This window comes from Ruegeria lacuscaerulensis, assembly GCF_013034685.1.
Taxonomy (GTDB): Bacteria; Pseudomonadota; Alphaproteobacteria; order Rhodobacterales; family Rhodobacteraceae; genus Ruegeria; species Ruegeria lacuscaerulensis_B.
In genome coordinates this window covers 230,478-248,750 of record NZ_WQGO01000001.1, presented here as the reverse complement: position 1 = coordinate 248,750, position 18,273 = coordinate 230,478, and the positions used below count along the sequence as shown (strand labels likewise).

Below are 18,273 nucleotides of genomic sequence, written 5' to 3'. Positions count from 1 at the left end.
GCTTAGGCCGCGTCTTCGTCCAGGTCGATTTCGTCGGCCTGAGCGACGACTTCGCGGTCATCATAGTGGCCGCAGGACGCACAGACATGGTGCGGGCGCTTCAGCTCGCCGCAGTTTGCGCATTCGTTCGGGTTTGCAGCAACCAGAGCGTCGTGTGCGCGGCGGTTGTTGCGACGCGACTTGGAAACTTTGTTCTGTTGGACGGCCATGGTCTCAACCTTTGTCTACTGAGGGTCCGCAGATTCGCTGCCGACCGGGTTTCATTCTTCGTTTTTTACGTGGTTTGACGCGCGTTTAGGGGACGAGCCCCGCAATGTCCAACCCAAATTCCGATGAGCGCGCGAAAATACTGCGATTCTCGACATGTTCAAGCGATTTTTCTGAGGGCGTGCTATGACAGGAAATCAGACCCGTGTCACTCGTCTTTTTTCAGTGCATCGCGCAGGCTGGCAAGTCCGGCAAAGGGTTTGGTATCTTCATCTGTCATCGCCTGTTTGCCCGGCTCTGTATAGTCGGCCTGTTCCAGTTCCGCACCATCTTTGCGCGGGTATTGGGGCAGGGACAGCGACAGCGCCTCGATCATTACAATGGCTGGGTCGATCTCGGACCCCAAGGGCTCCGACTCGTCGCCTTCTGGGATTTCGAACTCTTCCTCATCGGGGGCGGTCCAATCGGCCAGAAATACCCGCGTGACGGGCACGTCGATCCGGGTCGTCACCGGCTCTAGCGTGACGACGCAGGGCTGGATCACTGTTGCGCCCAGCTTACCTGCGAGTGCCCAGTCGCGTTTTCCTTGCGCGCGGACGTCTCCGACAAAGCTGAGCTTTCGCAGACCCAGCAGGCCCAGGTCATCGCGGATCGCCTCAAGCGCTTTGGTGTCGGGGCGCAGATCGAACGAGGTTGGCGCGTTTTGCGGCAGGTCGGCCACCCGCAGAGATGTCTGGTTGCTCATTCGTTACCCTTTCCTGTGTTGAACCGGGGCTGCGGTTTGATGTAAGCGGATAGGGTCCGCAAGGGACCAAGGCAAGAGGGTGTGCATGTTAAAGGTTGTGAACAGGTTGAAACCGGCGTCCAGAACGCTCGTGCTTGCAGCCTGTGTGGCAGGTATCAGCGCGTGCTCACCTGTGTTCGAGAATCACGGGTACATCCCGCCCCCCGAAGATCTGGCCGAGATTCAGGTAGGCGTGGACACACGCGAAAGCGTCCTCGACTCGGTCGGTGCGCCGTCCTCGTCCGGCGTAGTGCGGGATTCTGGATTCTACTATGTGCGGTCTCGGGTGCGTCACTATGGTCCGAAGCGACCCGAAGTGGTCGAGCGTGAGCTTGTCGCCATCAGCTTTGATCAGGGTGGTGTGGTGCGGAACATCGAACGGTTCGGCCTTGAAGACGGGATCGTGGTCCCTCTGGAGCGGCGGGTAACCGAATCGAGCATTCAGAACCGCGGATTCCTGCGCCAGCTGTTTGGCAATATCGGCAACTTCAACCCGGCCAATATTCCGGGCGCGACCAACTAATCAGCCTTGGCCTCTTGTCCGCGTCACAGGATGGTCACACATAATGTGGTAGGCAACGAGACGGGATGAAACGGGTTGGTGATCGCCGAATAGAGGACGACCATGGCTTTACTGCTTGGCAAAGGCCGGTATCGCGCCCGGTTGGCATTAACTGGGGCGGACATCGTGGCGGCACAGAAGTTGCGCACTCTGGCCTTTGGAACGGATCAGACGGATCGGGATGATTTTGATCGCCTCTGTGCGCATGTTCTTGTCGAAGATATGCGTTCCAGTGGCGAACTCGTCTGCTGTTTCCGCATGTTGACGATGGAGCGTGGGGACGAAATCGGCCTCAGCTATTCAGCGCAATTTTACGATCTGTCCGCTTTGGAGGATTTTCAGGGGCGCATGGTCGAGATGGGGCGGTTCTGCATTCATCCCGACTGGACCGATCCTGACATACTGCGCGTCGCATGGGGCGCGATGACGGCTTATGTGGATCAGAACAACGTTGAGATGCTGTTTGGCTGTTCGTCCTTTGCCGGGACAGAAACGGCCGAGTATCTGGATGCTTTTGCCATGCTAAAACACAGCCATCTGGCGCCCAAGCGCTGGTTGCCACGGGTCAAGGCACCGGATGTCTTTCGTTTTGCCGCACGGTTGCGGCGTCGGCCTGACGTCAAAAAAGCGATGTTGCGGATGCCGCCCCTGCTGCGCACCTATCTGTTGATGGGCGGCTGGGTGAGTGATCACGCAGTGGTCGATCGGCATATGAACACGCTGCATGTGTTTACCGGGCTCGAGATCGGGGCGATTCCACCAGCCCGGAAACGTCTGTTGCGGGCGGTGGCCGGGTAGATTCCGTATTTTTGGCGAGAACAAGGGCTGGGCGTTGACGCGCCGACCCTGCCGGTTTAGCTGGCGGGCATGGCGAGAATTCCTTTGTTGCAGATGTCCGGCATTTCCCTGACCTTCGGGGGCGATCCGGTGTTTTCCGAGCTTGAACTGGTGGTCCAACCCGGTGACCGCGTGGCGCTGGTTGGGCGCAACGGGTCTGGCAAATCGACCCTGATGAAAGTGATGGCCGGTCTGGTCGAACCGGATCAGGGCAACATTGTTGTGCCTCCGGGCAAATCAGTTGGCTATATGGAACAGGATCCGGGCATGGAGGGGTTTGCCACGCTGGGCGACTATGCCTCCAGCGGGCTCGAGCCGGGAGAGCTGTATAAGGTCGAGCGCGCAGGCGAGGGGCTGAAGTTCGATCCGGCGCGCCTGGTCGAAACGGCCTCGGGCGGGGAGCGTCGCCGCGCGGCATTGGCAAAACTGATGGCCGAAGCGCCAGACCTGATGCTGCTGGACGAACCGACCAACCATCTGGACATCGAAGCGATTGCCTGGCTGGAACGTGAGTTGGGCTCGACCCGCGCGGCTTATGTCCTGATCTCGCACGACCGCGCTTTTCTGCGCGCTTTGACCCGTGCGACCCTTTGGATCGACCGGGGTGCGGTGCGGCGGCAGGAACAGGGGTTTGATGCGTTCGAGGCATGGCGCGACAAGATCTGGGAAGAAGAGGATCAGCAGCGCCACAAGCTGAACCGCCTGATCAAATCCGAGGCGAAATGGGCCGTTGAAGGCATCAGCGCCCGCCGCAAACGCAATCAGGGCCGAGTGCGTGCCTTGCAAGCGTTGCGGGCTGATAAGGCAGCGCAGATCAAACGTCAGGGCTCGGCGGCGATGACGTTGGAGGCAGGGCCTAAATCGGGGCGCAAGGTGATCGAAGCCAAAGGGTTGGCCAAGGCTTTTGATTCAATACCCATCGTGCGGAATTTTGATCTGCTGGTGCAGCGCGGTGATCGTGTTGCCTTTGTTGGCCCCAACGGTGTGGGCAAGACGACGCTACTGAAAATGCTGCTAGGTCAGGAAACCCCGGATGAGGGCGCAGTCACGCTGGGCACCAATCTTGAGGTTGCGGTCTTCGACCAGACCCGTGCCCAGTTAGACCCCGAGATGACCCTGTGGGACAGCCTGACCGGCGATCCCGAAATGCGGGTTTCGGGCAAGGCCGATCAAGTCATGGTGGGCGGACAGCCCAAACATGTGGTCGGCTACCTCAAGGAATTCCTGTTCGATGAACGGCAGGCGCGGGCTGCGGTCAAATCCCTCTCGGGCGGTGAGAAAGCGCGGCTGTTGTTGGCCAAGTTGATGGCCAAGACGTCCAACTTGCTGGTGCTGGACGAACCGACCAACGATCTGGACGTGGAAACGCTGGACCTGCTGCAAGAGCTGTTGGACGATTATGACGGCACCGTTCTGCTGGTTAGCCACGACCGCGATTTTCTGGACCGTGTCGCTACTACGACCATCGCGATGGAAGGCAATGGCCGCGCCACTGTCTATGCGGGTGGTTGGTCGGATTACATAGCTCAGCGCGGCGATCTCCTGCCTAAGAAGGATGAGAAATCAAAACCTTCCAAGCCGAAGGTCAAGCAAGAGGCACAGCCGAAGGCGGGTCTGTCCTTCTCGGAAAAACATCGCCTTGAAAAACTGCCTGCCGAGATGGAACGGCTTGAGGCCGAGATCGGCAAGCTGGAAGAGCTGATGTCCGACCCCGAGTTGTTCACCCGCGAGCCGGTTAAGTTCCAGAAAGCGACCGAGGCTTTGGTCGAGCGGCAGGAAAAACTCGCCGCTGCCGAAGAGGAATGGCTGATGCTAGAGGAAAAAGCTGAGGGCGCTTAGGCTGGCAGCACGCGAGCTGGGTTTCCAACCACGGTCTGCCCGGCGACGACATCCTTTGTGACTACGCTGCCCGCGCCGATGGTGGCATTGTCGCCGATGGTGATACCGGGCAACAGGATTGCTCCGCCTCCGATCCAGACATGTTTGCCGATTGTGACAGGCAGGCCGACCTCCAGCCCCTGCGCGCGGTCTGCCGGATCTTTGGCATGTTGGGCGCAATAAATCTGCACATGTGGCCCGAACATCGTATCGTCGCCGATCCGGACCGGGGCCGTATCCAGAACGATGCAACCGGCGTTGAAATAAACTCTGTCACCCAGATGAATGTTCATCCCATAGGCACAGTGAAACGGTGCTTCTAGCAAACAGTCCGCGCCCACATGACCCAAGAGGGCGCGTAGTTCCGGCCCCATGTCGGTGCGCCGGTCCGGTGAACTGGTGTTGTGCGCATGAACGGCGCGTCTGGCTTGATCGCGCAAGGCGTTCAGTTCCGGGTCCAGACAACAATACCACTGCCCGGCCTCCATTTTCTCGCGCTCGTTCATGGCGCAGGTTTACCGCATTCTGAGCGCACCGTCGATGCGGATGACCTCTCCGTTCAGATAGCCCATTTCCACGATGAACCCGGCCAGCCTCCCATATTCGTGCGGGTCGCCAAGGCGAGCAGGGTTAGGCACATCGGCGGCCAGCTGCTGTTGCACCTCTTCCGGTAGTCCGGCCAGCATGGGCGTCATGAATATGCCCGGTGCAATCGCCATCACGCGGATACCGGTCGAGGCCAGGTCGCGCGCCATGGGCAGGGTCATTCCCACGATCCCTCCTTTTGAGGCCGCATAGGCCGTCTGCCCCTTTTGCCCGTCGAACGCTGCGATAGAGGCCGTGTTGATGATCACGCCGCGTGCACCGTCCGGTTCTGGGTCATTCTTGGCCATCTCAGCCGCCGCAAGGCGCGAGACGTTGAACGAGCCGACCAGATTGATGTCGATGGTGCGCTGAAACGCGTCCAGAGGATGCGGGCCGTCGCGTCCAACGGTCTTGATGCCCAAGGCGATGCCTGCGCAATTCACAGCTGCCGTGACACGCCCCATCTTACTTGTCGCAAATGCAACGGCCTCGGTCACCGATGCCTCGTTGGTCACATCGGTCTGGACAAAGTGACCACCGATTTCGTTGGCGACATTTGGGCCCCGGTCGGCATCGCGGTCCAGAATCGTGACCTGCGCGCCCTGATCAGCGAAATGGCGTGCGGTTGCCTCGCCCAGACCCGACGCTCCGCCGGTGATGAGTGCGGCTGTGTTGGACAGGTGCATTGCGGGCTCCTTTGCAAAATATGAACACCTGTTCAATAACGTGTCGCCACCCTGTCTGTCCAGTGACTGGTTGCAGGGAAGGGGCAGTGCCACGAGCAAATATAAAGGCGTCTTCATGTTTGGCTCATGTGGGGATCACGTCCAATCGCCACTTCGTGACCGAAGAAACTTTGCAATTCGCGTGTTTGGTGAATGGAGGTGCTGTGATGCGTAATGTTTTGAAAGGTGCGGCCGGAGGGCTTTTAGTTGTCCCCTTGGCGAGTGTGATGTTTGTGGGTGAAGCCTCGGCCGCGCCTGAAGTGTGCAATTGGAAAACCGCGCGCGATGTGACCAAAAGCGGTGATTACGCGGCCTTGTGCGACTGTGCGCAGGTGACGCCCAGCTTTTTGGAGCGGTTGCAAAAACAGAGTGATTTTCTGACCACTTTGCAGGTAACGGGCGAACAATGTCCGGGGCTTGCAGGTTTGCTAACAGATTTGCCGACTGCCTCGATCGGATCCAACGCTCCGCTTGGGGAAGATCGTGACAACGAGCAGTCGGCCGATGCAGGGCCGGGTGTCGGCGGTCCGGGCGGTGGCGGAAACTCTGGCGATGGGCCGGGTGACGGCGGCGGCGGCGATGGGCCCGGTGACGGGCCTGGTGACGGCGGAGATGGGCCGGGTGATGGCGGTGGCGGCGACGGACCAGGTGATGGTGGCGGTGGCCCCGGCAATGGTGGTGGACCCGGCAATGGCGGCGGTGGTAACGGCGGAAATAATGGCGGTGGCAACGGCGGCGGAAACGGCAACGGTGGGAACAATGGCGGCCCCGGAAACGGGAACGGCAATGGTGGCAACCCCGGTAACGGCGGCGGCAATAATGGCGGCTCCGGTCCTGGTACCGGTAATGGCGGCGGCAATAACGGTCAGGGCGGAGGCTCAGGCAACGGTGGCGGCGGAAACGGCAACGGCGGCAATAATAGCGGTGGCAATAGTAGCGGTGGCAACGGCGGCGGCGATGGCAACGGTGGGAACAATGGCGGCCCCGGAAACGGGAACGGCAACAACGGCAACCCCGGTAACGGTGGCGGCAACACTGGCGGGTCCGGCCCAGGCACAGGTAATGGCGGCGGCAACAATGGTCAGGGCGGCGGCTCGGGCAACGGTGGCGGCGGAAACGGTAACGGCGGCAACAATGGCAACCGTGGGAACCGCTGAGACAGGCCAAACCTGAAACGACGACGGCCACCCATTTGGGTGGCCGTTTTTCTTAGCGTAGAACTGAGCTTAGCCCAGTTGCACCAGCGCGTGGCGCTTTTTACCCGCGCTCAGTTTGATCGGAGACGACAGCGCACCGGCGTCGATCATCAACCCTGCATCAGTCAGCGGCGCGTCATCCAGTTTGGCTCCGTTTTCGGCGATCAGGCGCTTGGCCTCTTTGCCGGTTTTGGCCAGGCCTGATTTCACGATCAACTGCACGATCGAAGTAGGCAGATCATCTGCGCGCAGCGTCAGCGTTGGAAGATCATCGCCCACGCCGCCTTTTTCAAACACTTCGCGGGCGGTCGCCGCGGCGGTTGCGGCGGCCTCGGCCCCGTGCAGCAGAGTAGTGACTTCGTTGGCGAGGCGGATTTTGGCCTCGTTGATCTCAGATCCTTGCAATGCGGCCAGACGGTCGCATTCATCCACCGGCAGTTCGGTGAAGATCTTCAGGAAACGCCCCACATCCGCGTCGGTGGTGTTGCGCCAGAACTGCCAGAACTCATAGGCTGACAGCATGTCGCCGTTCAGCCAAACCGCACCGCCCTGCGACTTGCCCATCTTGCGGCCGTCGCTGGTGGTCAGCAGCGGTGTGGTCAGGCCGTATATCTCGTGATCCAATACGCGGCGGGTCAGGTCGATACCGTTGACGATGTTGCCCCATTGGTCCGAACCGCCCATCTGCAGAACGCAGCTATAGCGGCGGTTCAGCTCAAGGAAGTCATAGGCCTGCAGGATCATGTAGTTGAATTCGAGAAAGCTCAGCGATTGTTCGCGGTCCAGCCGCGATTTTACGGACTCGAACGACAGCATCCGGTTGACCGAGAAGTGCCGCCCGATATCGCGCAGGAAATCGAGGTAGTTCAGGCTGTCCAGCCATTCCGCATTGTTCAGCATCAGCGCGCCGGTCTCGCTGTCATCATACGACAGGTACTTGGCGAAGACCTTCTGCATCCCTGCGATGTTGGCGTCGATCTGTTCGGGCCCCAGCAGGGGGCGTTCATCCGACCGGAACGAGGGGTCGCCCACCTTGGTCGTACCGCCGCCCATCAGAGTGATCGGCTTGTGGCCGGTCTTTTGCAGCCAGCGTAGCACCATGATGTTCATCAGGTGGCCCACATGCAGCGACTGCGCGGTGGCGTCATAACCGATATAGGCTGTTTGCACCCCACTGATCAGCGCTTCGTCAAGGCCCTGATAATCGGTGCAGTCGGCGAGAAAGCCGCGCTCGATCATCGTGGCGATGAAATCCGATTTGGGGTGGTAGGTCATATCCGTGCCCTTTGGGTTTATGTTGCGGGGCAGTGTATAGGCGGTGGGGGTGGCAAGGAAAAGGCACCTTTTGCACGAAAAGCGCGGGCCACGCCCGATGTGGCTTGCACTGTCTTCGCGTTACCGTGCAGGTTGAGGCCAACGCGCCGGATCAACGGGCGTGAGGAACGCGAGGGCAAACATGGGTCGGGCGATCAGCAAAACGGGCGCGGTTAGGGCATTGGGCGCCATGTCGGGCACGTCTCTGGACGGTGTTGATACGGCTGTGGTCGAAACCGATGGTGTGCGCATTCTGGGCTTTGGTCCCAGCGGATACCGGGCCTATTCTGATGCCGAGCGTGCGGTTCTGCGGGCCGCGCTGGGCCAGTGGCACGGGCCCGAGGTCGATGCCGCCGCCGAGTTGGTCACGGTTGCCCATGCCGAGGCGCTGTCCGAGTTCGATGAAATCGACTTGATCGGTTTTCACGGTCAGACCTTGGCGCATGAGCCGCGCGGGCGGGGGACGTTGCAGGTGGGCGATGGAGACGGTCTGACACAGGCGCTGGGTGTTCCGGTCGTGTGGGATTTCCGCAGCGACGATGTAGCGATGGGGGGCGAGGGTGCTCCGCTGGCGCCGTTCTTCCATTTTGCCTGCGCGAAATGGATCGGCGCGACCGAACCCGTGTGCTTCCTGAACTTGGGCGGAGTGGGGAACCTGACCTATGTGGACCCCAGCTTTGACGGCCCCGAGGCTCCCGGCGCGCTGCTGGCCTTTGACACGGGACCAGCCAACGCACCAGTGGATGATCTGATGCAGGAGCGGCTGGGCCTGCCGATGGACCGGGACGGCGCGCTGGCCCGTCAGGGTGCGGTCGAGGCGGGCGCGCTGGAGCTGTTCCTGTCCGAGCCCTTCTTTAACAAGATGCCCCCCAAATCGCTGGACCGGAACGATTTTGCCGAGATGATCAGACTGGTGCAGGAACTCTCGGACGCTGACGCCGTGGCGACCCTGACCGGCATGTGCGCCGCAGGCGTGATGCAGGGGATGGAGCATTGCCCTAGACCCGCCGCGCGTGTGCTGGTGACGGGCGGAGGCCGCCGCAACCCGGTGCTGATGGACATGCTGCGCGCGGGCCTCGATTGCGCTGTCGAGCCGGTCGAGGCCGTGGGTCTGGACGGAGACATGCTGGAGGCCCAAGCCTTCGCCTATCTCGCCGTCCGTGTGGCGCGGGGCTTGCCGACCTCATGCCCCGGAACCACAGGCGTCAGCGCGCTTGTGGGAGGAGGCGTAGTGAGTAGTGTCGAGCGTATTGAGGACTCGATTAAGCGTTTTTAGATCACTCTATGTGTCACACCAATAACTATCATTTAGTGTGCTTTATGCAAACAAAGCCTAGATTTATTGGTCTATTGTTGTGAAATGAGTGCACTAAATTCGCGTCAAGTCACATTTTAGTCATTTTCTTTTGTTTGGATTAGATCCTCGAAAATAAACTGGGTGGCGGTATTCGACTAGGCTCGAGGGAGAAGGGTATGCCATCTGAAAACAGTGGAAATTTCCTTGACTACGTGAAGTCATCAGGCGCGGGAGCTTCGCGTCTGCATGAATCCGAAAATAACAAACAATCCATCGGAACTTTGAGCGGTGATCTGCTGATGATCGATGAGTCAGCGGCCGCCAGGGGCAGCAAAGGGCCGCCAGCAGGCATAGGCGGCGGGGGTGAAACCGAAACAGAGGTTGTCACGGACACGTACATCACCGGTCAAGGCGACGGAATCGACGACAGCCTTCAATACAATATTGAAGTCCGGTTTGTAGGTGACTGGCCTGAAGATCTGAAGTCAGTGTTCATTGCGTCCGCAGACTATTTGGCTTCGCTTGTTGATGGCGATATCGAAGACGCTGTCGATGGAGAAGGGAACCTCTACGACGACCTCGTCATCATGGCGGATTTGGATGCCATAGACGGAGAAGGCGGCGTGCTGGGGCAGGCGGGTCCGACCGCAATACGCTCTGATACTGGTTTGCCAGCTTTGGGAGAAATGACGTTCGATGAAGCGGACGCTCTGGCGTATCATGATGCTGGGCAATTCGATGATATTGTTCTGCATGAAATGATGCATGTCATGGGTCTTGGTACGCTTTGGGATTACTACGGTCTGGTATCGACTGTGGTGGACGACAATGGCACCAGACGGCCGACTGATGACATAGTGACCAGCGTTTATACCGGTGATGCAGCGAACTCAGCATATGTCGGCTACTTCACTGAAGACGATTTCTTGTTTGTAGAGACTGACGGTGGGTCGGGCACAGCCGGAGGACACTGGGACGAAGAAGAGTATCAGGATGAGCTGATGACCGGGTATATCGGGTATGTGGCAGATGATGGCTCGTATGATGCCACCAACTATTTGTCAGATTGGTCAGTCGCGTCCCTAGAGGATCTTGGTTATGTCCTTGCGGAAGGTGCGGCTGGCATCGAAAACGAAATCGCACTGGCGTAATATTCTGGTCATAAGCTGCTTGATGACGTCTGGTTGCTAGCCATCCAGAGCAACCGCCGGTGTTGTTAGTTCCTTACTTTGCGGATGTACGCGCTTGTAAAGTCAGAATACCCGTCTGATGTCGATCTCAAATGCGCTCGGGTCCATCTGTGCAGCGCGGGTAGCTGATGGAAGGGGACATTCGGAAAGGCGTGGTGCTCGGCGTGGTAGGGCATGTTCCAGGCCAGAAAGCGGATCAGGCGGTTGGTGAAGGTGGTGCGGGAATTCTCGAGCATATTTGCGACCGGCGGACAGAGGCCGTGCTCGGCCAGAAGGTACAGCCTCAGAAAGGGCTGGCCGACCAGAATAGGGAGCAGCCACAGCCACCACAGCACGGGTGATTTAAACAGGCTGACAAGCGCCATGGCGTAGAGGCCCAGCAGCACCCGCGCCTCCAGACGCATGGCTTTGTGCTGACGTGTCGGTAGATAGGGCGCTTTGATCTGGCCGCGGGCATTTTGCACCAGAACCTGCGCCATGCCGTGCCAATAGGACCAGCCGCTGAGGTAAATCAGCAGGCTGGGCCAGTTATCGGGCTTGGGTTTGCCACCCAGTTCGGGATCATTGTCGGGGTGGTTGGTCCATTTGTGATGGGCCAGGTGAAAATAGCGGAACCAGACAAAGGGCAGGGCAATCGGAATCGCCACCAGATGGCCCATGACCTCATTCAACCAAGGGGATTTGAACGGCGTCTTGTGCGTGCATTCATGGCTGAGGGTGAATAGGAACACCAGCAGGGTACCCTGAGGCAGGATCAGCAAAGGCCAGAAAGGGGCCTGCGCGATGATGCCGATACTGGTGGCGGTCAATGCCAGCACATAAAGCGCCAGATGCCGCAGCCCGGCCGAGTTGGACCGCTCTTGCAGTTTGTCTTTCGCCTCGGCTGGAATGGACGCGATGAGGGCGCGGTGATCCATGGCCTAACCCTTTGGTATATCGAAACCCGGTGCGGCCAGTTCAAAGCCATCGAACTCGAACCCAGGAGAAACCGTGCAGCTGACCAGCGTATAGGCTCCGGTACTGCGTGCGGCCTGCCAATGACCCTTGGGGACGATGAGTTGCGGCGCGCCTTTGGTCAGGTCGGGGGACAGCATATGATCTGTGGCAGGCCCCGCATCCGAGGCGCTGAGCGACAGGATCAGTGGATCACCGGCGTGGTACAGCCAGATCTCGGTCGCATCGACTCGGTGCCAGTGGCTGCGCTCTCCTTCGGCCAGAAGGAAGTAGATGCAGGTACCGCTGGCGCGGCCTGCGTTGTCGGCGCGCCATGTCTCGCGGAACCATCCCCCTTCGGGGTGCTGTTGCAGGTTCAGGTGGTCGATAATCTCTTGTGCGGTCATGGGGCCCTCGGGGTGTTTGGAGCGATTATGCACGGGATTGCGTGATCCGCTATGGTATTCGCGTGGATGAGGAATATCTTTGGCACATGACCCTGACGATCCCGTTTGACAACAGCTACGCCCGCCTTCCCAACAGCTTCTACGCCCGGCAGGCCCCAGTGCCTGTGCGCGCGCCGCAATTGATCGCCTTTAACACCGATCTGGCGAAGGTCCTGCGGATCACACCGGGTGAGGTGCAGGACATGGCCGAGGCTTTTGCCGGCAATACGCTCCCCGAGGGGGCCGAACCCATCGCGCAGCTTTATTCAGGGCATCAATTCGGCAACTACAATCCCCAGTTGGGGGACGGGCGCGCGGTTTTGCTGGGTGAGACCGTCGGAACAGACGGTCTGCGCCGGGATATTCAGTTGAAAGGGTCTGGCCCCACGCCCTTTAGCCGTCAGGGGGACGGGCGCGCTTGGTCGGGGCCTGTGTTGCGCGAATACGTGGTGTCCGAGGCGATGCACGCGCTGGGCATCCCCACGACGCGGGCTTTGGCTGCTGTCGAGACGGGCGAGGTTGTTTTCCGCGAAGAACCCATGCCGGGCGCGGTTCTGACCCGCGTCGCACGTAGCCATCTGCGCGTGGGGACGTTTCAGGTCTTTGCCGGGCGAGGGCAGTTGGACAGCCTGCGCCGCCTGACTGAATATGCCATCGAACGCCACTATCCGCAGGCTGCGGGTCCTATGGGTCTGTTGCGCGCCGTGGCGCAGGCGCAATCTGAACTGATTGCCGGGTGGATGAGCGTGGGCTTCATCCATGGGGTGATGAACACCGACAATTGCTCGATTGCCGGTGAGACTATTGATTACGGCCCCTGCGCCTTCATGGACAGCTATCATCCGAATACGGTCTACAGCTCGATCGACCGGATGGGGCGCTATGCCTATTCGAACCAACCCGGCATCGCGGTGTGGAACGTGGCGCAACTGGCGACGGCCCTGATCCAGCAGATAGACGACAAAGAGGCCGCTGTGGAAGAAGCGACCGAGATCGTTCACGCCATGCCCGATCTGATGGAACAGCATTGGCTAACGCGGTTCCGGGCCAAGATCGGGCTTGTGACCGAAGAGGACGGGGATCGGCAACTGGTTTCGGACCTTTTGGCGCGAATGGCGCAGAACCAGGCCGACTTTACAAATACCTTCCGCGCGCTGGGCGGTGATACTGCGCGCGATCAGTTCACAGACCCGCAGGCCTTTGATCAATGGGCCGATGCTTGGAAGGCGCGGCTGCAGCGGGAAAACGATCCACGTGCCACCATGATGTCGGCGAACCCGGTTTTCATCCCGCGCAATCACCGTGTCGAGCAGATGATACAAGCCGCCTTACGGGGCGATTATGCCCCGTTCCACCGTTTGAATGACGTGCTGTCGCGCCCCTATGAGGATCAGCCTGAAGCGATCGACCTGACGCGCCCGCCTTCGGAAGGTGAAGTGGTTCACGCCACGTTTTGCGGCACCTGACGACGGCCTAGGATCTCGAATTCTAAACAGGCCTCGGAATGTTCGAGGGGCAATGTGGGAGAGATCAGGCCGCTATCAGCCAGCATGACAGTTTCACGCTTAAGCTGGATTTCCCGCCCGCCTTCGGATTTGACATAGGTGCCTGATGTGCTGCGATCCGACAGGATCAGCCTGCCGTCTTTCATGGTGATCACCATATGCAGACGGGACACCCAAGGCTGGCTGAGCACCACGTCGCATCCCGGCGATCGACCAACCGTCAGCTCGCCATTGTCGGGGCAGCTCCAGCTTTGGCCCTCGTGTCGCAGGACCAGCGTCAGATGCTCGGGTGCGGCAAGATTGTCTTCGGTGCGGCCATAGGATTGGGGCAGGCGGGTTTGGGTGAAGGAATTTGCCGTAGGGCTGATCAGCGAATGCGCCGCGAATTGTTCGGTCAAACCCTTGAGGTTGAGCTGACCCAGCGGGGTCAGCATCTGGCGCGCGCCGTTGTGCAGCAACGCGGCGGCTTCGTCACTGACGCAGGCCTCGCCGGGATTGGCCACAGAGGCAAGACGGGCGGTTACGTTCACGGCCTCGCCATAGACACCCTTTTCCGCAATGACAATCGGCCCACAGTGAACGCCGACATGGACCGACAGCGAGGTTTCCGGTGATCCTTCGATCAGGGTCAGAACGGCGTTGATTGCCGCATCCGCATCCTTAAAATAGCTGAGAACATCGTCCCCCTTCTGACCGACCTGCACCCCGCCATGCTCAAACAGGACGCGCCGCAGGCGATCCAGTTCCAACTGGATCAGCCTTTGTGCCTCGGCATCGCCCACGGCCTTGTACAAAGGCGTGCTGCCGGAAATATCAGCAATGACCAGGGTCGCGAAGGTGGTGCTCACGTGGGGTCCTCGGCTTGGGCAGGCGGTGTATGGACTATTATGCCAAAGGGTATACAAGGCGAAAACCCTCTTGCACATCCGATCCTTTCGACACGCGCGGAAATTTACTGTTGCGCTGGGCGCAGGGCGTGGCACTGTTGTGGTCAGATATTTGATCCGAGCGCTATGACATCCACGCCAACGCTTCGCATTGCCAGCTACAACATCCAGAAATGCGTCGGGCTTGATTTCCGCCGCCAGCCGCAGCGCATCATGCAGGTCATCGACAATATGAAGGCCGATATCGTGGTGTTGCAGGAGGCCGACAAACGCCTGCCACCGCGCCCCGCAGCCCTGCCGCATTTCATGCTGGACGAGGCCGGATGGCAGATTGTCGATCTTGGTGGGGCAGGCAGTCTGGGCTGGCATGGAAATGCGGTGATCTGGAAGGGCGACACGATCCAAGTGCGACAGACCGGACATCACGACCTTCCGGGGCTGGAGCCTCGGGGGGCGGTGCGGGTTGAATTCGACACCCCCATCGGGCCGCTGCGCGTGATGGGCATGCATCTGGGTCTGCTGCCCGCATCGCGCCGTCAGCAGATCACCCATATCCGCCGCTGTGACGTTGACCTGACGCAGATGCCCACGGTCTGGGCCGGGGATTTCAACGAATGGTCACGCCAGCCGGTGCTGGACCATCTGGCGCCTGACATGCGGTTTCTGCCTCCGGTTCCCAGCTTTCCCGCAGCGCAACCTTTGGGCGCGCTGGATCGCATCGCGGTGGGCGCAGGGCTTGAGGCTGTGGTGCATGGCGTTCACGATGCGCGGCCTGCGCATATCGCCTCGGACCATTTGCCGATCTGGGCCGACCTGCGGCGCGTTGCCTAAGATACAATTCCCCTGTGGCGCAGAGTGCGCAGACGTATTAAGACAGAGAACCGAATACACCCCGAGGGTCACTCATGTCCGACACGATCATCGCCCGTTGCGAGGCCAAGGGCCTGCGCATGACCGGTCAGCGCCGAACCATCGCCCAGGTGCTGCAACAAAGCGACGATCACCCGGATGTAGAAGAACTGTATGCCCGCGCCTCAAAGGTCGATGCGGGGATCTCCATCGCGACGGTCTATCGCACTGTGAAGCTGTTCGAAGAGGCCGGGATTCTCGAGCGTCTGGAATTCGGTGATGGCCGCGCGCGCTATGAGGATGCTGAACGGGACCATCACGACCATCTGATCGACATGCAATCGGGGCAGGTCATTGAATTCGTCGACCCCGAGATCGAGGCTTTGCAGGAAAAGATCGCGGCCAAGCTGGGCTATAAGCTGAAAGGCCACCGGCTGGAGCTCTATGGTGTTCCGCTGGAACAGGACTGATTCATCACGAATCGCGAACGGTGACCGCACGCGAATTCATGTATTCCATGCGGATAGGACTTGCCTGACCAAGCCGCGTTCGATTTCTGTGATCGGGCGAACAGCGCTCCTCTGACGGATCGGATCATGAACAACGTAAACGGCATCTTGCTGGTCGTCGGCGCAATGGCGGCTTTTGCGCTTGAGGATATGTTCATCAAGCACCTGTCGGCTTCGGTGCCGACCGGTCAGATCATGATTTTGCTGGGCGCGGTGTGCGGCCTGATCTTTGCGGTGATGACCGTCGTAACGCGCAAGCGCATCTTTGATCGGGCTGCGTGGCGCCCCTTGCCACTTGTCCGTGCAGTCAGCGAAGGGGTCGGTGCGATTGCCTTCGTGACTGCGCTGGCCTTAGTTGATCTGTCCACAGTCGCCGCTGTTTTCCAGGCATTGCCGCTTGCCGTAACTGTCGGCGCGGCGCTGTTTCTGGGTGAGCAGGTCGGCTGGCGCAGGTGGAGTGCGGTCTGCGTCGGGTTTCTGGGCGTTTTGATGATCATCCGCCCCGGTCTGGCCGGGTTCCAGCCCGAGACCCTGTTGGTTGTGATCAGCGTTTTTTGTATCGCCGCCCGCGATCTGATTACGCGGCGACTGGACGCTGATATCGCCTCGTCCGTGGTAGCGATGCAGGCCTATGTCGCGGCGATCTTGGGTGGATTGGTACTAATGGTGGTTCAAACACAATCGCTGGTGCCGATCGCAGGCCCGCAGATGGGGCCGTTGATTGGGGCCGTCCTGTTTAGTGTTTTGGGCTACTACGGCATCGTCACGGCGATGCGAGTGGGGGACGCCTCGGCGCTGACTCCGTTCCGCTATACGCGGCTGGTGTTTTCGATCACGGCGGGCATGATCATGTTCGGCGAACGCCCGGATCTGATGACCATTGCGGGGGCTTCGTTGATCCTGGGATCGGGTCTTTACACTTTCCTGCGGGAACGTCGTTTGGCGCGGGTCATGGTGGCTGCGGCTTGACGGATCGTCGCAGGTTTGCGCAAACACCTGCTGCGCAATGTGTTAGCGTTAACATGAATGGTTTACTTTTTGCCCGGTGATGGTATGAGGCGTGCAACGGATTGCAGCCACAGGGACGGGCCTCATGAGCACGATTATCGACATCCACGCACGCGAAATTCTGGACAGCCGGGGCAACCCGACGGTCGAGGTGGACGTGATCCTGGAAGATGGCACCATGGGCCGCGCGGCTGTGCCCTCGGGCGCGTCTACCGGCGCCTATGAAGCGGTGGAAAAGCGTGACGGTGACAAGGCGCGCTACATGGGTAAGGGCGTGCTGGAAGCGGTCGCTGCCGTGAACGGCGAGATTGCCGAGGAGCTTGTGGGTTTTGACGCGACTGAACAGGTCGCCATCGACCAGGCGATGATCGAACTGGACGGGACCGAAAACAAAGGTCGTCTAGGCGCAAACGCTATTTTGGGTGTCTCTTTGGCGGCAGCCAAAGCGGCGGCGGATTTTACCACCCAGCCTCTGTACCGCTATGTGGGTGGCACCTCGGCCCGCGTTCTGCCAGTGCCGATGATGAACATCATCAATGGCGGCGAACATGCCGACAACCCAATCGACATTCAGGAATTCATGATCATGCCGACCTCGGCCGCGAATATCCGCGAGGCGGTGCGCATGGGGTCCGAAGTGTTCCACACACTGAAAAAAGAGCTGTCCTCGGCCGGTCTGGCCACCGGCGTCGGTGATGAGGGCGGCTTTGCCCCCAACATTGCCAGCACGCGCGAGGCGCTGGATTTCATCCTGAAATCCATCGAAAAGGCTGGCTACAAACCGGGTGAAGAAATCCACCTGGCGTTGGATTGCGCCGCGACCGAATACTACAAAGACGGCAAATACGTGCTGGCGGGCGAGGGCACAACACTGACGTCCGAGGAAAACGCGGCCTATCTGGCGGCGCTGGTCAATGATTATCCGATCATCTCGATCGAAGACGGCATGTCCGAAGATGACTGGGACGGCTGGAAAGCTCTGACCGACGCCATCGGCAACGAGGTGCAATTGGTGGGTGACGACCTGTTCGTGACCAACCCTGAACGTCTGGCCGAAGGCATCGATCGCGGCTGTGCGAACTCGATGCTGGTCAAAGTGAACCAGATCGGTTCGCTGACCGAGACGCTGCGCGCAGTCGATATGGCCCACCGCGCGCGGTACACCAACGTGATGTCGCACCGTTCGGGCGAGACCGAGGACGCCACCATTGCAGATCTGGCGGTTGCGACCAATTGCGGTCAGATCAAAACCGGCAGCCTCGCGCGGTCGGACCGGCTAGCCAAATACAACCAGCTGATCCGCATCGAGGAATCGCTAGGTGAGGTCGCAGAATATGCGGGGGCTTCGATCCTCAAACGCTGATCGTACCAAAAGACGCAAATAGGCCCGGTCTTCGCTGGAAGGCCGGGCTTTTTCGTCTCTCGCCCTGAACTCGTGGGGAATCGGTTATGCGGATTGTCCGATCCGCACCCTTTATGCGCGTTGAAAACCTCGTGCTGTCGCCTGAAAAGTGCGCGCAGGTTACGTTAGGTAAAGAATCTTCAATTTTTTGAAAAATTT

The 18,273-nt window shown here is 59.8% G+C and carries 19 protein-coding genes; 11 read left to right on the top strand and 8 right to left on the bottom strand.

The genetic code is table 11. The annotated features are described in order from the left end of the window. Positions 1-2: 2 nt before the first annotated feature. The gene (gene rpmF, locus GOV80_RS01240; protein WP_037316137.1) at positions 3-209 is read right to left on the bottom strand and encodes a 50S ribosomal protein L32; all 207 of its coding nucleotides are present in this window, start codon (positions 207-209) and stop codon (positions 3-5) included. 206 nt (positions 210-415) lie between these two features. Continuing rightward, a complete protein-coding gene (locus GOV80_RS01235; protein WP_170774490.1) occupies positions 416-952 on the bottom strand; it encodes a YceD family protein in 537 nt (178 codons plus the stop codon). Between the two features lie 85 nt (positions 953-1,037). Between GOV80_RS01235 and GOV80_RS01230 the strand changes: the two genes are divergently transcribed. The 3 genes from GOV80_RS01230 to GOV80_RS01220 all read left to right on the top strand — a co-directional run bounded on the left by GOV80_RS01230 (position 1,038) and on the right by GOV80_RS01220 (position 4,229). Continuing rightward, positions 1,038-1,514, top strand: a complete 477-nt coding sequence (locus GOV80_RS01230) for an outer membrane protein assembly factor BamE (protein WP_170774488.1) — start codon at positions 1,038-1,040, stop codon at positions 1,512-1,514. Positions 1,515-1,616: 102 nt separating this feature from the next. Next, positions 1,617-2,351, top strand: coding sequence for a GNAT family N-acetyltransferase (locus GOV80_RS01225; RefSeq protein WP_170782552.1), 735 nt, complete (start codon positions 1,617-1,619; stop codon positions 2,349-2,351). 69 nt (positions 2,352-2,420) lie between these two features. Further along, on the top strand, positions 2,421-4,229 hold the full coding sequence (locus GOV80_RS01220; RefSeq protein WP_237215591.1) for an ABC-F family ATP-binding cassette domain-containing protein: 1,809 nt from the start codon (positions 2,421-2,423) through the stop codon (positions 4,227-4,229). On the opposite strand, the gene GOV80_RS01215 is transcribed toward GOV80_RS01220, so the two are convergent. Next, the gene (locus GOV80_RS01215) at positions 4,226-4,774 is read right to left on the bottom strand and encodes a sugar O-acetyltransferase (RefSeq protein ID WP_170782551.1); all 549 of its coding nucleotides are present in this window, start codon (positions 4,772-4,774) and stop codon (positions 4,226-4,228) included. The genes GOV80_RS01220 and GOV80_RS01215 overlap by 4 nt on opposite strands. A gap of 9 nt (positions 4,775-4,783) precedes the next feature. Continuing rightward, complete coding sequence (locus tag GOV80_RS01210) at positions 4,784-5,539, bottom strand: 3-hydroxyacyl-CoA dehydrogenase (protein ID WP_170782550.1); 756 nt, start codon at positions 5,537-5,539, stop codon at positions 4,784-4,786. Positions 5,540-5,745: 206 nt separating this feature from the next. Between GOV80_RS01210 and GOV80_RS01205 the strand changes: the two genes are divergently transcribed. Further along, positions 5,746-6,735, top strand: coding sequence for a hypothetical protein (locus GOV80_RS01205; RefSeq protein ID WP_170782549.1), 990 nt, complete (start codon positions 5,746-5,748; stop codon positions 6,733-6,735). 69 nt (positions 6,736-6,804) lie between these two features. Here the strand turns inward: GOV80_RS01205 and tyrS are convergent, their stop codons facing one another. Then, a complete protein-coding gene (gene tyrS, locus GOV80_RS01200) occupies positions 6,805-8,049 on the bottom strand; it encodes a tyrosine--tRNA ligase (protein ID WP_170782548.1) in 1,245 nt (414 codons plus the stop codon). 181 nt (positions 8,050-8,230) lie between these two features. Here tyrS and GOV80_RS01195 point away from each other — a divergent pair, with 181 nt between their 5' ends. Next, positions 8,231-9,364 (top strand): anhydro-N-acetylmuramic acid kinase, encoded by a 1,134-nt coding sequence (locus GOV80_RS01195; protein ID WP_170782547.1) that lies wholly within the window; start codon positions 8,231-8,233, stop codon positions 9,362-9,364. Between the two features lie 197 nt (positions 9,365-9,561). After that, positions 9,562-10,536: a leishmanolysin-related zinc metalloendopeptidase gene (locus GOV80_RS01190; protein WP_170752718.1), complete on the top strand. Its 975-nt coding sequence runs from the start codon at positions 9,562-9,564 to the stop codon at positions 10,534-10,536. A 65-nt stretch (positions 10,537-10,601) separates the two neighbouring features. On the opposite strand, the gene GOV80_RS01185 is transcribed toward GOV80_RS01190, so the two are convergent. Both GOV80_RS01185 and GOV80_RS01180 read right to left on the bottom strand, forming a co-directional pair. Continuing rightward, on the bottom strand, positions 10,602-11,492 hold the full coding sequence (locus GOV80_RS01185; protein WP_170782546.1) for a fatty acid desaturase: 891 nt from the start codon (positions 11,490-11,492) through the stop codon (positions 10,602-10,604). A gap of 3 nt (positions 11,493-11,495) precedes the next feature. Beyond that, positions 11,496-11,915 carry a cupin domain-containing protein gene (locus GOV80_RS01180; protein ID WP_170782545.1) on the bottom strand — a complete coding sequence of 140 codons (420 nt, stop codon included), beginning with the start codon at positions 11,913-11,915 and terminating at the stop codon, positions 11,496-11,498. Between the two features lie 86 nt (positions 11,916-12,001). On the opposite strand from GOV80_RS01180, the gene GOV80_RS01175 reads away from it, so the two are divergent. Next, positions 12,002-13,420, top strand: coding sequence for a protein adenylyltransferase SelO (locus GOV80_RS01175; protein ID WP_170782979.1), 1,419 nt, complete (start codon positions 12,002-12,004; stop codon positions 13,418-13,420). On the opposite strand, the gene GOV80_RS01170 is transcribed toward GOV80_RS01175, so the two are convergent. Next, positions 13,396-14,307, bottom strand: a complete 912-nt coding sequence (locus GOV80_RS01170) for an FHA domain-containing protein (protein WP_170774468.1) — start codon at positions 14,305-14,307, stop codon at positions 13,396-13,398. The genes GOV80_RS01175 and GOV80_RS01170 overlap by 25 nt on opposite strands. A gap of 165 nt (positions 14,308-14,472) precedes the next feature. Between GOV80_RS01170 and GOV80_RS01165 the strand changes: the two genes are divergently transcribed. From GOV80_RS01165 to eno, 4 genes are all read left to right on the top strand, one after another. Then, the gene (locus tag GOV80_RS01165) at positions 14,473-15,177 is read left to right on the top strand and encodes an endonuclease/exonuclease/phosphatase family protein (protein WP_170782544.1); all 705 of its coding nucleotides are present in this window, start codon (positions 14,473-14,475) and stop codon (positions 15,175-15,177) included. A 74-nt stretch (positions 15,178-15,251) separates the two neighbouring features. Further along, positions 15,252-15,665 carry a Fur family transcriptional regulator gene (locus GOV80_RS01160; protein WP_170774464.1) on the top strand — a complete coding sequence of 138 codons (414 nt, stop codon included), beginning with the start codon at positions 15,252-15,254 and terminating at the stop codon, positions 15,663-15,665. Positions 15,666-15,791: 126 nt separating this feature from the next. Beyond that, positions 15,792-16,673 carry a DMT family transporter gene (locus tag GOV80_RS01155; protein WP_170782543.1) on the top strand — a complete coding sequence of 294 codons (882 nt, stop codon included), beginning with the start codon at positions 15,792-15,794 and terminating at the stop codon, positions 16,671-16,673. A gap of 124 nt (positions 16,674-16,797) precedes the next feature. Continuing rightward, positions 16,798-18,075, top strand: a complete 1,278-nt coding sequence (eno, locus tag GOV80_RS01150) for a phosphopyruvate hydratase (protein WP_170774461.1) — start codon at positions 16,798-16,800, stop codon at positions 18,073-18,075. Positions 18,076-18,273 lie beyond the last annotated feature (198 nt).

Excerpts from the sequence above, each read along its gene's own strand:
- rpmF (WP_037316137.1), bottom strand. The coding sequence starts at position 209 with ATGGCCGTCCAACAGAACAAAGTTTCCAAGTCGCGTCGCAACAACCGC.
- GOV80_RS01235 (WP_170774490.1), bottom strand. The coding sequence starts at position 952 with ATGAGCAACCAGACATCTCTGCGGGTGGCCGACCTGCCGCAAAACGCG.
- GOV80_RS01230 (WP_170774488.1), top strand. The coding sequence starts at position 1,038 with ATGTTAAAGGTTGTGAACAGGTTGAAACCGGCGTCCAGAACGCTCGTG.
- GOV80_RS01225 (WP_170782552.1), top strand. The coding sequence starts at position 1,617 with ATGGCTTTACTGCTTGGCAAAGGCCGGTATCGCGCCCGGTTGGCATTA.
- GOV80_RS01220 (WP_237215591.1), top strand. The coding sequence starts at position 2,421 with ATGGCGAGAATTCCTTTGTTGCAGATGTCCGGCATTTCCCTGACCTTC.
- GOV80_RS01215 (WP_170782551.1), bottom strand. The coding sequence starts at position 4,774 with ATGAACGAGCGCGAGAAAATGGAGGCCGGGCAGTGGTATTGTTGTCTG.
- GOV80_RS01210 (WP_170782550.1), bottom strand. The coding sequence starts at position 5,539 with ATGCACCTGTCCAACACAGCCGCACTCATCACCGGCGGAGCGTCGGGT.
- GOV80_RS01205 (WP_170782549.1), top strand. The coding sequence starts at position 5,746 with ATGCGTAATGTTTTGAAAGGTGCGGCCGGAGGGCTTTTAGTTGTCCCC.
- tyrS (WP_170782548.1), bottom strand. The coding sequence starts at position 8,049 with ATGACCTACCACCCCAAATCGGATTTCATCGCCACGATGATCGAGCGC.
- GOV80_RS01195 (WP_170782547.1), top strand. The coding sequence starts at position 8,231 with ATGGGTCGGGCGATCAGCAAAACGGGCGCGGTTAGGGCATTGGGCGCC.
- GOV80_RS01190 (WP_170752718.1), top strand. The coding sequence starts at position 9,562 with ATGCCATCTGAAAACAGTGGAAATTTCCTTGACTACGTGAAGTCATCA.
- GOV80_RS01185 (WP_170782546.1), bottom strand. The coding sequence starts at position 11,492 with ATGGATCACCGCGCCCTCATCGCGTCCATTCCAGCCGAGGCGAAAGAC.
- GOV80_RS01180 (WP_170782545.1), bottom strand. The coding sequence starts at position 11,915 with ATGACCGCACAAGAGATTATCGACCACCTGAACCTGCAACAGCACCCC.
- GOV80_RS01175 (WP_170782979.1), top strand. The coding sequence starts at position 12,002 with ATGACCCTGACGATCCCGTTTGACAACAGCTACGCCCGCCTTCCCAAC.
- GOV80_RS01165 (WP_170782544.1), top strand. The coding sequence starts at position 14,473 with ATGACATCCACGCCAACGCTTCGCATTGCCAGCTACAACATCCAGAAA.
- GOV80_RS01160 (WP_170774464.1), top strand. The coding sequence starts at position 15,252 with ATGTCCGACACGATCATCGCCCGTTGCGAGGCCAAGGGCCTGCGCATG.
- GOV80_RS01155 (WP_170782543.1), top strand. The coding sequence starts at position 15,792 with ATGAACAACGTAAACGGCATCTTGCTGGTCGTCGGCGCAATGGCGGCT.
- eno (WP_170774461.1), top strand. The coding sequence starts at position 16,798 with ATGAGCACGATTATCGACATCCACGCACGCGAAATTCTGGACAGCCGG.